The sequence below is a fragment of the Acidithiobacillus ferriphilus genome (genome assembly GCF_018854775.1).
Lineage (GTDB): Bacteria > Pseudomonadota > Gammaproteobacteria > Acidithiobacillales > Acidithiobacillaceae > Acidithiobacillus > Acidithiobacillus ferriphilus.
In genome coordinates this window covers 1-13,623 of record NZ_JAAZTY010000190.1, presented here as the reverse complement: position 1 = coordinate 13,623, position 13,623 = coordinate 1, and the positions used below count along the sequence as shown (strand labels likewise).

Here is a 13,623-nt window from a genome sequence, read left to right as displayed (position 1 = left end):
AACCTATTTCGGGACCGTGCCGCACAGCGGTGGTAGCCGCCGTATTGTGGTAGATTTCGCGGGTGGCGGTTTAGGCCGACTCCCGGCGAACACCCCCGTGCAGGCGCATGTTTCCGTGGGGGCAGGCACTCGTTTAATCCATTCCGCGGTACGCTTCGATCCGACCAATCATCAGTGGCAGTGGCGGGCTCAGATCCTGCCGCCAGCGAATCATCCAACCAACGTTCGCGTCTTTCTGGAATCGCGTGACCACACCCTCAGCGACACCTGGACCTATCTGCTGCAGCGCAGCAAGAAGTCTTAGGAGCATGCGGCGCGAGCCGTCATGCTTCAGTCCCCGTTGTTCGTCAACTGTTGCGTTGTGTAGCTGGGATTGATCTGGAAGCGATCCCCGTGGGCATGTGCAAATGCCGGGGCGGTCAAACCACCCATCAGGATAATGCCCCATACGACGGCAGCTCTGACCATCCTTTTACCGCGTACAGAGGTACGACGTGCCGGAGTTACAAAGGTGGCGTTGAGAAAATGCCGCAACGCGTCTTGCGGAGAACGCAGAAACGGTTTTGAGGCCATCGATGAACGGTGCATCACCGGAACCTGCTGACGGCGCAACCATGCCGCAGGATACTCGGCGTGACGCGTGGCGGGCAATGAGAGCGCCAGTCTCGCATGAAGTTCATCCCCCTCCGCGAGGGACCCGAGTGCAGCCTGCAGTGCAATGAATGCGTTACCATTTCCCGCGCCGCTTGGCGCCTGTGTAATTTCCTCTTCCACCCAACGCCGCTGTGCGGGTGTCAACGCCAGATGGTCCAGGTAGCGCTGCGTCAGAGCGGGTGTGATATGCGGGACCTCACCACGAAGTAGCGGTGATCTGGAAATGTTAACGGCATCAGCATCTTTAAACACGATAAAACTCCATGATTTGGCGGTTTTCCTAAACCATATGCATGTAATACAGCAGTTATCGTGCCACAGCCGCTATCGGTTGTTTTTCGCGCCGGCAGTCCAATAGTTGACCATACTGAACCGTATTTTCGTCGCTCTAGGGCAACAAAAAGAAAATAATCTGTGGCGGCACACGAAATGAAAATCGTCGATAGCATGGGATTAAAATCCATCGTTTATTGATCCTGTGTAGAGGGGTTGCGACACCCGGCTCTTCCGTCGCTCAATAACGACATTCGCCGCCCTTTCCATCTTGGGAACTACGCGGCCCTTTCAAAGCGCAGCGCCGCCGAATTCAGGCAATAACGCAGCCCCGTCGGCGCCGGCCCATCGGGAAATACATGCCCCAGATGGCTATCACAACGGGCGCAGCGGATTTCCGTGCGGATCATACCGTGACTGGCATCACGAATCTCGCGGAGGTGGTCGGGCGCATAGGGTTCTCGGAAACTCGGCCAGCCGGTCCCCGACTCAAACTTGGCTGTAGAACGAAACAGCGGCAGGCTGCATAACGCGCAAACAAAAGTCCCATCACCCTTTTCATGCAGCAGTCCGCCGCAGAAGGGCGGCTCCGTACCATGCTCAAAAAGCACGTGACGCACCTCGGCAGACAATCCCCTCGCCATTTCTGCGCGCTTCCCGGCGTCAATCGGAGTCAGATCAAAACCAGCGGATGAACAGGTCATTGCCATAATCTCCATTAATTTTTGCGCAACAACTGCGGAAAACGCGCGCGCAGCTTTTCCACTTTCGGCAGCGCCACCGCACAAATATAGGGTTGATCGGGATGTCGGCGAGCGTAATCCTGATGCGTGTCTTCGGCGGGATAAAAATGCGTCAAGGGCGTGATTTCGGTGGCGATGGGCGCCTCAAAAACACCCGCCTGGTTCAATTGCGCCACATAATCCCGCGCCAGCACCGCCTGCGCATCGTTCAGAGTAAATATCGCGGAGCGGTACTGTGTCCCCACATCATTTCCCTGCCGGTTGTGCTGCGTCGGATCGTGGGCTACCGCAAAAAAAACCTGCAACAAGCGGCCAAAGGATAGTAACGTCGGATCGTAGTGAATCTCCACCGCCTCAGCGTGACCTGTTGCGCCACCGCACACCGCCCGGTAATTCGCCGCCTCCGCCGCGCCGCCCGTATAACCAGACAGCACCCGCGTCACCCCGGCAAGATCCAGATACACCGCTTCCACGCACCAGAAGCAGCCCCCCGCCAGTACCGCCATACCAGGTATATCGGCGGCGAGATCCTCCCGGTCGGGAGCAGGAATCGTTAAAGCCATGACATGCACTCCATGAGCGCCCATCGCTCCTGACCGGAGCGGGCATTGCCCTGAGCATAGCGACAAATTTTCAGCAAACCAAACGGCAGCAGGCTGATGTGCCAGATTCCAGCGCATTTGCTAGTATTTACGCTCTGGCGGGATTCGTTTTGCAAAAATTGAGGAGAGCGGGCATGACAGATGAAGATCGGCACCACGGAACAAAAAGGCGCATTGCATTCAGAAAAACCGCAGGGCTGCGTTTAGCGGCACTGCTTTTCAGCCCGCTGGTGCTCGCCGGTTGTGCAACCAGCCCGAATCTCGAATCTGCGGAGCATCTGGTGCAAAGCAACTTCCATGGCCAGGCCCATGTGGTCAAGGTCTTTCCCGGCCCCACCCAAAAGCTTACCGGCATCGTCGCCGAGAACAGCCAGCATCAGCAGGGCATACTCTGGATGTTGTCCAACCGCTACCTCCTGCTCGGCCCGGTGGTGAACGATAAGGGCCACGATATCACCCAAATGGCCACAAAAAAGTATCTGGGCCAACCCAGGAAGGTCCCTGCCGAGCATATCGCCCCGGCAGCCATGAAGGCGCCGGGCTTCACGATAGGCCATACAGGCCCGCTGATCGTGGTGTTTATGGATCCCAACTGTATTTACTGCCATCTGCTCTGGAAAGCCTTGCAAAAACCCGTCGCCGACGGGCAGCTCCGGGTAAAATTAATCCCGGTCGGTTTTCTGAAAGACTCCAGCGTTGCCAAGGCGGCCACGATTCTCGCCGCCAAAGACCCGGCAGTCGCCTGGGCGAATAACGAGAAGGGATTTAACGAGAATACCGAGGAAGGCGGCACCCAGCCCTTGGCGCAGATCCCTCCACTGGACATAGCGGCCATCCACACCAACACCGCGTTGCTGCAGGCCAGCGGTGAAGAAGCGACACCAGCCCTGCTTTTCTGTCGGAAGAATTCATCTGACACCAACGCAACAAAGGATAAAGCCGGCCCGCAGATGACCCTGGAACATGGCATTGCCATGCATGCACTGCCCGCGCTGATCAGTTCGCTCGATGGCAATGTGAGCGCGGATGGCTGCACACCCTGATCTCCGCAAGACTGGCCCACTTCAATACCGGGCAACTTCCCCCACAGGCAGCCCTTGGTTATATTCCGCTTATGCACAGTTCCACACATGATGATCTGATCATCCTCGGCGGCACCTTCGACCCCATCCATTACGGGCACCTGCGTGCCGTGGAAGAGGTGCGGCAGGCTCTCGGCGTTGCGCAGGTGATGCTGATCCCGGCCGGGCACCCGCCTCACCGTCAAAGCCCCTGGGCCAATGCCCGCCATCGTCTGGTCATGACCCGCATCGCCGTCGCCCACCATCCGCACTTCACGGTCAGTTCCTGGGAAGTGGAGCGGGAAGGACCGTCCTACACCGTTGACACCCTCACCGCCCTGCGCCAGCAGCGCCCGGATGCGCTACTCGCCATGGTCATCGGCATGGATGCCTTCCTGCGCTTCGACACCTGGCACCACTGGCAGCGTATTCTGGATCTCACCCACCTCATTGTTACCGGGCGCCCCGGCTGGCCTGCCGCCGAATTACCGGAAGCCCTGCGCCAGGCTCTTTATCAGCGCCGCTGTGAAGATGTCGGTACCCTGCGCCAGACGTCGGCCGGGCGTATTTTGTTTCACACGGTCACCGCGCTGGAGATCTCCGCTACCAGTATCCGCAGCCTGCTCGCCAATCATCAAAGTCCGCGTTTCCTGTTACCGGACGAAGTATTGGATTATATTGACGCCGAAGGGCTCTACCATAGCCCGTAACCCAACACAAAGGATCATGACACTTGGCGACAGCAGAAACCCTCCGCGACCTGGCCATCTCCGTTCTGGATGAACACAAAGCGCTCGATATCAAGAGCATTGATGTCCGCAAGCAAACCGACATCACAGACTATCTGATCATTGCCTCCGGCACATCCGACCGCCACCTGCGGGCGCTGGCCGACGCCGTGATGGCACGCATGCGCGAAGAGGGTGTAAAACCTATAGGCAAGGAAGGTCTCACCGTGGGCGACTGGGCGCTGGTAGATCTCGGTGACGTCGTCGTCCATGTGATGCGCCCGGAAGTGCGCGATTTTTACCAGTTGGAACGGCTCTGGGGAGAGCTTCCGCAGATGCGTGGCCAAAACGAGGGGCGCTGATCCGCGATGCGCCTCTGGGTGCTGGCCATCGGCAGTAAAATGCCAACATGGGTAGAGACGGGCGTCGCCGAATACACGGCACGGATGCCTCCGCAATTGCGCGTCGAATGGCGCGCACTGCCGCTGGCGCGACGCGGACGCAGCGGGGACCCGGCACGCTGGCGGCGCGAAGAAGGCGAACGGATTCTGGCGGCCACCCCAGACGGTGCCGAACGGGTGGCGCTGGAGGTGGCCGGCAAGCGTCTGGACAGCGAGGCCTTAGCGCAGCGCATCGACACCTGGTTCGCCGGCGGGCGCGATGTGGCACTATGGATCGGCGGCCCCGATGGCCTTGATCCGGCCCTGCAACCGGACTGGCGCTGGTCCTTGTCGCCCTTGACCCTCGCGCACCCGGTGGTGCGCGTCGTACTGGCTGAACAACTATACCGAGCCTGGAGCATTCAGGCCCGATTACCTTACCATCGTGGCGGAGAGGAGTGACGCTGACGTGAACACGCTATGGAACCGAAGTCTCTATCCCCGCCTGGGGATGGCACTGGCCCTGGGTCTGGGCCTCAGCGCCTGCGCGCAGATGGTGCAGGTCAGCCCGCAACAGAGCGTCTCCGACGCCGTTGCCGTACAGGCGGGCCGGGAGCGCATCCTCGCCCTCTCGCCCGCGGTCAATGCGCGGCAACTGGCGCCGGTACAGAAAGCACTGAACGCCGCGCGGGAAGCCGTGGCGCGCGGCGATCGTGTATATGCCGAGCGTCAGACCCTGCTCGCCAGGGTTCTGCTTGACAACATCCAGACCCGCCTGAATGCGGCCCCGAACAGTCAGCGAGCGGCGCTGCAAAGTCAGATTGGCAATTTGCAGAGTCAGATTGCCACGACCCACCAGCAAATTGACGCCACCAAAGCACAAATCGCCAAGGAGGCTTCATGATGCGCGCCCGTCACTTCATCGCCGTCGCCCTGCTCCTTGCGCTGCCCGGTATAGCGGTGGCCGATATCGCCACTTCGCAGGCCTTGCAGCAAGCCCTCCAGCGACTGGAAAAGGCCCAGCGCAGTGGCCCGCCCATACCTCCCGCCACCCTGTCCGGCCTGCACAGCAGCCTGCGGATGATGACCCGCGATCAGGTCAACCCTGTGCTTTTCCAGGTCGATCGCGCCATTTTCAACGCGCGCCTCGCCGGTCTTAGCGAACAACGTCAACAGGTGACAGAACAAGACCGGTTCAACGGCCTGCGACACCAAGTGCAGTCGTTGACCCGCCAGTACCAGGCGCTACAGAACGAATACGGCAAGCTGCGCGAACAACTGGCGAGTAAAACCATGAGCGGTGCCCGAATCCAGCACCTGCAAGCCGAAATCCAGCAGCAGCAGGGTGCCATGCCCATCCCAGGCGTCACCGCCACCCCGCTCACGACGCAGCCCGGCTATAGCAAGGCACTGACGGTATACGCCCAGGTTCGAGCCGCCAGCGACGGGGTACATGTCACCATGCCGGTAAACAGCTTGTTCAGCAGCGACGCCCGGCTTTCCACCAGCGGCAAACAGCGTTTACAGGCTATTTCCGGCATCCTCAAGCAGACGACGGCCAGTGAAATACTCGTGCGGGTAGCCCCTCAACCCCTGGGCGCCAATGTCGCCACCCAACGCGCCGAAACCATTCTCCGCACCCTGCGCCATGATGGTATCCCCGGTACGGTGCTGGCACTGGCCACCGGCCTCGGCCTCAGTTCGGGGACCGCCGAACTGTTGTTGGTGAACGCCAGCCCGACTCCGTGACCCGCCTGATTCTCGCCTCGGCCTCACCGCGCCGCCTGGCCCTGCTCCAGCAGTTGGGCTATGCGCCGGAGGTTTTGGCCACCGACGTGGATGAAACCCCGCGACCCGGCGAGACTCCGACTGCCCTCGCTCAACGCCTGGCCCATAGCAAGGCACTCGCTGCGGCTCAGACCAACCCGGAAGCCGTCATCCTGGCGGCAGACACCGTCGTGGCGCTAGGGGATCGCACCTTCGGCAAGCCCGGCAACTTCGCGGAAGCCATGCAAATGTATGCAGCACTCGGTGGCCTCTGGCATCAGGTGCATACGGCTGTCGCTGTGCTCCACCGGGACCAGGTGGCACTGCGCCTGTGCAGCAGCGCCGTGCGCTTACGCCCTCTTGCCAGCACGGAGATGCGCGCCTACTGGGATACCGGCGAGCCGGTTGACAAGGCCGGGGCTTATGCCATTCAGGGCATCGGCGCGGTCTTTGTCAGCGGCTTGCAAGGATCCTATAGCGGCGTCATGGGCCTGCCCCTTTTCGAAACGACTGAGATGCTTGCCGCTTGCGGCCTCTCCACCCCTTACCTCTCAGGATACCCATGAGCGAAGAACTGCTGATCAACGTCACCCCCCAGGAAATCCGCGTCGCGCTGGTGGATAACGGCGTCCTCCAGGAGCTCCAGGTCGAGCGCAGCGGTCATCGCGGTCTGGTGGGCAATATCTATAAAGGCATCGTCCGCCGCGTCCTGCCCGGCATGCAGGCCGCTTTCGTCGATGTCGGCCTGGAACGCACCGCCTTTCTTCACGCTACAGACATTCAAGATGACAGCGATGAGGTACAAGGCGAGACGGACATCGAAACCCGTGCTGGTCACCACGAGGTTCGCAACGTCTGTGCCCTGCTCCACGAAGGACAAGAAGTGTTGGTGCAGGTCATCAAGGACCCCCTCGGCAGCAAAGGCGCGCGCCTCTCTACCCGCATCACGCTGCCAGGACGTTATCTGGTTTACATGCCCTTTGTGCCGCGCATCGGCGTCTCCACCCGCATTGAATCGCCTGAAGAACGTTTCCGGCTCAAGGAGCAGCTCAAATCCGCGATCCCGCCCGAAGAGGCCGGCGGCTACATCATCCGCACCCTCGCGGAAGGCGTAGAAGAAAACGATTTCGCCGGAGATATCGATTTTCTCCGGCGCCTGTGGGACTCCATCCGCGCCCGGCTGGAGCGCAGCCCGGCCCCCGGCCAGATTCACAGCGACCTCAACCTCGCCATGCGCATGATGCGTGATGTGATGTCCGACAACATCCAACGGGTACGCATTGATTCGCGGGAAACCGTCGATGCCGCTCTGGCCTTTTGTCAGGGCGTCATCCCGGAAGTGGCTGATCGCATTGAACACTACAGCGGTGAGCGTCCGCTCTTCGATCTTTATAACGTCGAGGACGAAATTGAGCGCGCCCTGCAAAGCCGGGTTACCCTCAAGTCCGGTGCCTACCTCATCATCGACCAGACCGAGGCGCTGACCACGGTGGACGTCAACACCGGCGGCTTCGTAGGGCGGCGCAATCAGGAAGAAACCATCTTCAAGACCAATCTGGAAGCCGCCGCCGCCATCGCCCGGCAGATGCGGCTGCGCAACATCGGCGGCATGATCATCATCGACTTCATCGACATGGAAGACGAAGAGCACAAACGCCGCGTCCAGCGCGCACTGGAAAAGGCCATCCAGAGCGACCGTACCCGCTGTAACATCACCCAGATCTCATCTCTGGGCCTGGTGGAAATGACCCGCAAACGCACCCGCGAAAGTCTGCGCCAGACCCTTTGCGAACCCTGCCCCTACTGTCATGGCCGCGGTTTCATGAAAACCGCAGAAACCATCTGCTACGAAATTCTCCGCGAGATCGTCCGTGAAACCCGCGCTTATCCGGCGGAGCGCTTCGTGGTCCTGGCCTCTCCGCAGGTGATGGAGAAGCTGTTGGACGAAGAAAGCACCAGCCTCGCGGCACTGGAGGAGTTCATCGGCCGGCCCATCAAGGTGCAGGCAGAAGCGACCTATACGCAGGAACAATACGACATCATTCTGATGTAGCAGAGCAAAGACGCGGCGGGACTCTTTAAATTATGCAGATTCCCCGCAGCCCATATCAACATTTTGTTTTCTGGAAGGCTTCCAGCAATCCATCCGCAAACGCTTTTTGCGTCTGTTTCACCCTTTCCCAGTCTCCGATAACGGGGGCTTTCAACAACGATGCGATAGCGCGATGGACCTCCCAATGCAGTCCAAACAAGAGCGAGTTTTCCGCAAGACCCAAACGCCGCATATGTTCATCCATGACACAGCGAGAAGCCTCTGCCAGTTCATCACTATTGATCAACAGCGGATTATCGAGGATCACCTTTTTCAAAGCCCCTTGGTCGGATACCTGTTTGGCATAAAGTCCGAGCAAGCTGGTCGGGTGCTGTCGATGATAGAATGGACGCTGGACGAGAAATTCCCGCAATTGCGTCACGGGCATGGGCTTGGCGATAGCATAGCCTTGCAATAATCGGATGCCCATGACCGATATCGCATCCAGAATTTCATCCGTTTCAACCCCCTCCACCACCAGGTCCACTCCCATGCCGACCGCCAAATCCCGGATAGAGGCAATAAAATCCAAATCCTGAGGCCGCTCCTCCAGCAAGCGGATGAAGCCCTGATCCAGCTTGATTTCATCAATGGGCAACGCCTTAAGACGCAGCAGAGAGAAACAAGCGCTGCCCACATCATCCAGAGCGAGACGAATACCCAGATCCTTGATGTCGTGCAAAACAGATAACGCAGCATTACGCCCCAGGAAATTGCTGTCTCCTAGGATTTCCAGCGTAATCCGGGAAGGATCAATGCCGCTGGCTCCCATAACGCCTGCCAGACAGCGGACGCAGCGGTCGTCGAAAGATTCCTGGGCTACGTTAAAGGATACCCAGAGCGACCATCCCAGAGCATCCAGCCCGGCCAGATCGGTCAATGCCTGGGTAAGGACCATCCAGCTGAGATCGGTAACGTCCTCGGCCGTGAGCAGTGGCAGGAACTCTCCCGGATGAAGAATTCGCCCATCCTCGTTCCGTAGTCGCGCCAATGCCTCCACCCCCACGATCTGGTGAGAATGGGTGTCGAGGACGGGTTGGTAATGGACGAGCAGTTCACCGTTTCGCAACTGTTTTTGGACAGCGTTCAGCCGCAGTGGCACCGGTTCCCCATAGAGGGTCCAGAAATGCAAGCGATCCGTCTTGTGACTCTTACACTTATAGAGCGCCTGGTCGGCGTAGCGGAGAAGCGTGTCCGGATTATTGATACCATCATCGGTAGGGTAGATGGACATCCCGGCGCTGAGATCGATCTCTGCCTTGTTTCCGTCAGGAAGATCGATGGGTTGTCGGACCACCCCCCCGATCTTCTCCAGGGTGATGTTGATTTCCTCTATGGAGATGCAATCTTCCAGAAGCAAAACGAACTCATCACCGCCCAGACGAGCCACAAAGTCCGTGCGGCGTACGCCTTCCCGCAAATGCTGACCGACGCTCCGCAAGACCAGATCACCGGTCTCGTGGCCATAGGTATCGTTGACGAGCTTGAAACCGTCGAGATCCATCATGACGACGCCTAAAAGGTATTCATGGCGATCGGCGCGGGCCATGGCCTTTTCCAGTTCCGCATCCAGAGCACGGCGATTAGGCAGGCCGGTGAGCATATCGAAGAGCGCTTGCTGTGCCAGTTCACCCATCAACTGATGGCGCTCCGTCACGTCCACACAGGTCCAGAGGATACGTTCCACGCCATCCGGTTCGTCCAGTCGTTGACCGGAAAGATCCATATAGATGACACATCCATCCATGCGGCGGTAGGGTACATCTCTGACTGTGCCATGCCCCTCTTTCAGCACGGTTTGCGTGGATGCATTCATCCCCGCATAGATTTCTTCTTCTGAAAAAAACTCCCGTATCGGGTGGCCTACCACATCCTCCATAGAAGCGACCCCGAACATCTCCAGCATCCGTGCATTGATCCGTTCGATTATCCGTTCTGGATAGCGCATCACGTTGATGCCAGAAGTTTGTACATTCAGTAGCACTTCGTTGAAAGCGTTGGCTTCCCGTTCCTTGCGGAGGATATCCAGACGATCCAAGCCGTAGCCCACATCCTTGGCTAAATCTTCGAGAATCTTCCGGAGGTCAGCCTCAAAAATGCGTTCTTCGCCACGATATACCGCCAGGACAGCCCACAGCTTGCCACCCCGGTAAATGGGTAGCGATGCGCTCGCCCCCATCCCAAAGGCTTGAGCGCGTTGCACCCAGGGATGCATGTGCGGGCTTTTGGTAAATGACACATTATAAACCGCTTGTTGATCGCGCCATGACTGGCCTACAGGACCTTGCCCTTCGGGAGATTCTGCGGACACTGAAATGCAGATGTCCTCCAGATAGTCCACCGCCCCGGCAGCGGCAAGGCTTTTAAAAACACCCCGTTCACCGGGTCGAGCAATCCATGCCAGCCGTATATTTGTGTGCTGGACGGTCAGTGCGCAGAGAGTTTGCAGCAGATCCGCTTCGTTCTCCATATGGGCGATGGCTTCATTGGCACTGGAAAGCAGCACACTGAAATGGGCGAGTTGCTGCAGTTGCTGGTGGTGCCTGGATTGCGTGAGGGCGGCGCCCACGGATTGAACCATCTGTGCGAGGAGATTTTGCAGGGCGGGGGTAAAGTGGTGCCGGGTATCACTTTCGATCATAAGCAAGGCAAATGGATCCGGGCTATCGGATAAGAAGATAGGATAAGCCATAACGCTACGCACGCGGCGCGGCGCGGGGATGCCATTGACCTCTGCCATCGCCGCATGTTCCTGGGGATCCAGTGGCCCTAACGATACTTTCTCGCGGAAACAACGCGCCGGGAGCAAATTGCCATAGGGCAAATGGGTGGAATCCAGGGGAATCTTCATCTGCGCCAGGGACTTCTGCAGGTCAGAATCATCGGCACGGGCAGCGGTGATGCGCAGCCATTCCGCACCGGGCTCGGGAAGAGCCACATAGGCGCTGATGGCTTTGGTCTTTACGACGATGGTGTCCACCACCAGCCGATACATCTCCTCTGCATCCTTGAGGTTGATGAGCGATTGTTGAATATGGAGCGCCGCCTTCTGGTATTCATGTAGTTGACGGATACGGGCATAGGCGATTTGGGTGGCTGTATCCGTGGCTGCAGTGATCAGGAGCAACAAAAAGGTGAGCAGCAGATAGGGCCATTCGTTCTCCCAGAAGAGATGAGCCAGCGTTGCCGCATCCCATTGCGTGCGCACAATCCATGGCAAGCCCGGTATAGGCGTTGTTATTTCATCTACGGGGCGGGGCAGGGGCAGGCCCGGCGGGAACCAGTGTCCATCCTTCCAGAGGGATATCGCCTTGCCGTCGGAAAGACTCAGGACCACCCCCTGAATCATCGGAGGGATCTGAATGCTGCTCATTCTTGACAGGAGAAATGGCGATCCGATAAAACCCAGCACGCGGCCTTCGTTATCCCTGAAGCGTTCGCGCAGGGGCAGTACCCAGGTCTGATCCCGCGTGTCAAAGAATGGTGTCCCCAGAGATTGATTCGGATCGTCTTGCAGCGCATGAAATACCTTGTCCGAAGCAATGATGGGATGGGAAGACGGCTTTTGACTCGACCAGACGATGAGATGGCCGGCGGGATTCTGAATATTGATGGCGATGATGGCCGGATGTGTTTGGCGAAAAGCCGTAAAAACGGCCAGCGCTTTGGCGCTGGGGATCAGCGTTCCAGATCCCTTTTGGAGGAAGCTATCCCGAAGAAACATCAAATCATGAAAATGGGCACGGATTTGCAGTGCCACCCCGTCTGCGACAACATGCCCCGCCTCTGCGGCTTTGCCATGCAATACAGCATGGGCGGCATTTCTGGCATTTATCGTATTGGATACGAGAAATCCCACGATCAATAAGGTAATACCAACAAAAAAAGCGTGGATAGAGCGCTCCGGCCGTTTGGCAAAAGCGGACAGCAGATGAATGAAAGGCACGCTGACCTTCCTTAAGAAGGATCGGTTACGAAAGGCCCTACGGATCATGGAACCAAACCCCTGATGGGCTGTTCTTCCTGTAGATAGGCGATGTTGGCAAAAAAAGCAATGCGTTGAGGCCGGTCACGCAGCGGGCTCTTGTCCGCCTATCGATTAACCGCTAAAGTGAGGATCACCGATGATTATTGTTGACTGGCAAAATTTTTATGACTAACCGTCGTCACAACAGCTTTTTTGAAGGTATCGGAATAAGAAGCATGTTTATAGTCATTTTTGCCGCACTGGGCGGAGGTGTGGCTTATCTTCTCCGTCCAGCGGTCCCGCTTATCGGGCAACTACCTTTCAGCATCGTCATGACAGACGGAAAAAACCTTCACGGTCTTGAGCGCCTCGCACAGCCTTACGCACAGCAATCTTTAGAGTATTTAATCGCTGGCGTGGTGATTGGTGGCATGCTCGGGATAATTGCCTCATACCTCTATGCTCTGACGCAAGACGACGACAGACATCATCGCACCCCACCCAGGCCATAACAGACACATGACAGCATAAAAAAGCGCCGCAAAAGAGCGGCGCCCTGTGGCGATCATCCGAAAAAGGATTATGCCTCGCGCACGTCCTCAGCCTGCATGCCTTTCGGGCCGCGAACGCTATTAAACGTTACGCGCGCGCCTTCCGCCAGAGTCTTAAAGCCGCTGCCCTGGATAGCAGAATGATGCACAAACACATCCTCCTTGCCATCTTCCGGCGTGATGAAACCAAAACCTTTACTGTCGTTGAACCACTTTACTGTACCAGTTGCCATGTTTAAGAACTTCCTAACATTACGTTAAATTCGGACGACTTGTCCAGTAGGACACCATAATGACTTTTATACATGTATGCAAGGACTTTTTTGCAGCAAACCCGACTTTCCCGATCAGGATGGGATGCTCCGGGTTCGCTAGTGACGGTGCAACCGCCTTTCCAAAATCAGACTGCGCCGCACCCCGGCGTTGATTGCATGGTCATGTGATTATGAAGTTTAGTTACAGTTTGCCATAGGAATGCAATCCGGAAAGGAAGAGGTTGACGCCAAGAAAGCAGAAGGTGACTACCCATAGACTCATAAATGACCACCACGCCATCTGCTTGCCACGCCATCCCTTGCTGGTGCGCGCATGAAGATATCCCGCATAGTTCAGCCACACGATCAGCGCCCAGGTTTCCTTGGGATCCCATGACCAAAAACCGCCCCAGGCCTTGGCCGCCCACACAGCACCGAGGATGGTGGCAATCGTGAACAATAAAAAGCCAAGAGCTATCGCCTTGGACATCATGTTGTCCATAATCTCTCCGCTGGGAAGCGCTCGCGCGAGAATCCCGCCACCGCCGCTT

The 13,623-nt window shown here is 57.8% G+C and carries 16 protein-coding genes; 10 read left to right on the top strand and 6 right to left on the bottom strand.

Going from position 1 to position 13,623, the window contains the following annotated elements; all coding sequences use genetic code 11:
• Positions 1-304: glucan biosynthesis protein (locus HF921_RS11900; protein WP_215893869.1), on the top strand; the 304-nt coding region annotated here is incomplete at its 5' end.
• A 26-nt stretch (positions 305-330) separates the two neighbouring features.
• Here HF921_RS11900 and HF921_RS11895 read toward each other — a convergent pair.
• The 3 genes from HF921_RS11895 to msrA form a co-directional block, all read right to left on the bottom strand.
• On the bottom strand, positions 331-906 hold the full coding sequence (locus HF921_RS11895) for a hypothetical protein (RefSeq protein ID WP_215850021.1): 576 nt from the start codon (positions 904-906) through the stop codon (positions 331-333).
• 299 nt (positions 907-1,205) lie between these two features.
• The gene (msrB, locus tag HF921_RS11890) at positions 1,206-1,631 is read right to left on the bottom strand and encodes a peptide-methionine (R)-S-oxide reductase MsrB (RefSeq protein WP_064219881.1); all 426 of its coding nucleotides are present in this window, start codon (positions 1,629-1,631) and stop codon (positions 1,206-1,208) included.
• Positions 1,632-1,645: 14 nt separating this feature from the next.
• Positions 1,646-2,233, bottom strand: coding sequence for a peptide-methionine (S)-S-oxide reductase MsrA (gene msrA / locus HF921_RS11885; RefSeq protein ID WP_215861382.1), 588 nt, complete (start codon positions 2,231-2,233; stop codon positions 1,646-1,648).
• A gap of 173 nt (positions 2,234-2,406) precedes the next feature.
• Between msrA and HF921_RS11880 the strand changes: the two genes are divergently transcribed.
• The 8 genes from HF921_RS11880 (at position 2,407) to rng (ending at position 8,261) form a co-directional block, all read left to right on the top strand.
• On the top strand, positions 2,407-3,315 hold the full coding sequence (locus tag HF921_RS11880) for a thioredoxin fold domain-containing protein (protein ID WP_215893868.1): 909 nt from the start codon (positions 2,407-2,409) through the stop codon (positions 3,313-3,315).
• 71 nt (positions 3,316-3,386) lie between these two features.
• On the top strand, positions 3,387-4,043 hold the full coding sequence (nadD, locus tag HF921_RS11875; protein ID WP_064218426.1) for a nicotinate-nucleotide adenylyltransferase: 657 nt from the start codon (positions 3,387-3,389) through the stop codon (positions 4,041-4,043).
• Between the two features lie 23 nt (positions 4,044-4,066).
• Positions 4,067-4,423, top strand: a complete 357-nt coding sequence (rsfS, locus tag HF921_RS11870) for a ribosome silencing factor (RefSeq protein ID WP_014027606.1) — start codon at positions 4,067-4,069, stop codon at positions 4,421-4,423.
• Positions 4,424-4,429: 6 nt separating this feature from the next.
• Positions 4,430-4,903 carry a 23S rRNA (pseudouridine(1915)-N(3))-methyltransferase RlmH gene (gene rlmH / locus HF921_RS11865; protein ID WP_064218427.1) on the top strand — a complete coding sequence of 158 codons (474 nt, stop codon included), beginning with the start codon at positions 4,430-4,432 and terminating at the stop codon, positions 4,901-4,903.
• 7 nt (positions 4,904-4,910) lie between these two features.
• Positions 4,911-5,345, top strand: coding sequence for a hypothetical protein (locus tag HF921_RS11860; protein ID WP_081258010.1), 435 nt, complete (start codon positions 4,911-4,913; stop codon positions 5,343-5,345).
• Complete coding sequence (locus tag HF921_RS11855) at positions 5,342-6,190, top strand: hypothetical protein (protein WP_064218429.1); 849 nt, start codon at positions 5,342-5,344, stop codon at positions 6,188-6,190. The genes HF921_RS11860 and HF921_RS11855 overlap by 4 nt, the downstream gene beginning before the upstream one ends.
• Positions 6,187-6,774 carry a Maf family protein gene (locus tag HF921_RS11850; protein ID WP_064218430.1) on the top strand — a complete coding sequence of 196 codons (588 nt, stop codon included), beginning with the start codon at positions 6,187-6,189 and terminating at the stop codon, positions 6,772-6,774. Before HF921_RS11855 ends, HF921_RS11850 begins: the two co-directional genes overlap by 4 nt.
• Positions 6,771-8,261 carry a ribonuclease G gene (gene rng / locus HF921_RS11845; protein WP_064218431.1) on the top strand — a complete coding sequence of 497 codons (1,491 nt, stop codon included), beginning with the start codon at positions 6,771-6,773 and terminating at the stop codon, positions 8,259-8,261. The genes HF921_RS11850 and rng overlap by 4 nt, the downstream gene beginning before the upstream one ends.
• A gap of 55 nt (positions 8,262-8,316) precedes the next feature.
• Here the strand turns inward: rng and HF921_RS13550 are convergent, their stop codons facing one another.
• Positions 8,317-12,246, bottom strand: coding sequence for an EAL domain-containing protein (locus tag HF921_RS13550; RefSeq protein ID WP_319025492.1), 3,930 nt, complete (start codon positions 12,244-12,246; stop codon positions 8,317-8,319).
• A 188-nt stretch (positions 12,247-12,434) separates the two neighbouring features.
• Between HF921_RS13550 and HF921_RS11835 the strand changes: the two genes are divergently transcribed.
• On the top strand, positions 12,435-12,779 hold the full coding sequence (locus tag HF921_RS11835) for a hypothetical protein (RefSeq protein WP_215893867.1): 345 nt from the start codon (positions 12,435-12,437) through the stop codon (positions 12,777-12,779).
• 68 nt (positions 12,780-12,847) lie between these two features.
• Here the strand turns inward: HF921_RS11835 and HF921_RS11830 are convergent, their stop codons facing one another.
• Both HF921_RS11830 and ccsA read right to left on the bottom strand, forming a co-directional pair.
• The gene (locus HF921_RS11830) at positions 12,848-13,051 is read right to left on the bottom strand and encodes a cold-shock protein (protein ID WP_014027598.1); all 204 of its coding nucleotides are present in this window, start codon (positions 13,049-13,051) and stop codon (positions 12,848-12,850) included.
• 223 nt (positions 13,052-13,274) lie between these two features.
• On the bottom strand, positions 13,275-13,623 hold a 349-nt coding region (ccsA, locus tag HF921_RS11825; protein WP_215893785.1), incomplete at its 5' end, for a cytochrome c biogenesis protein CcsA.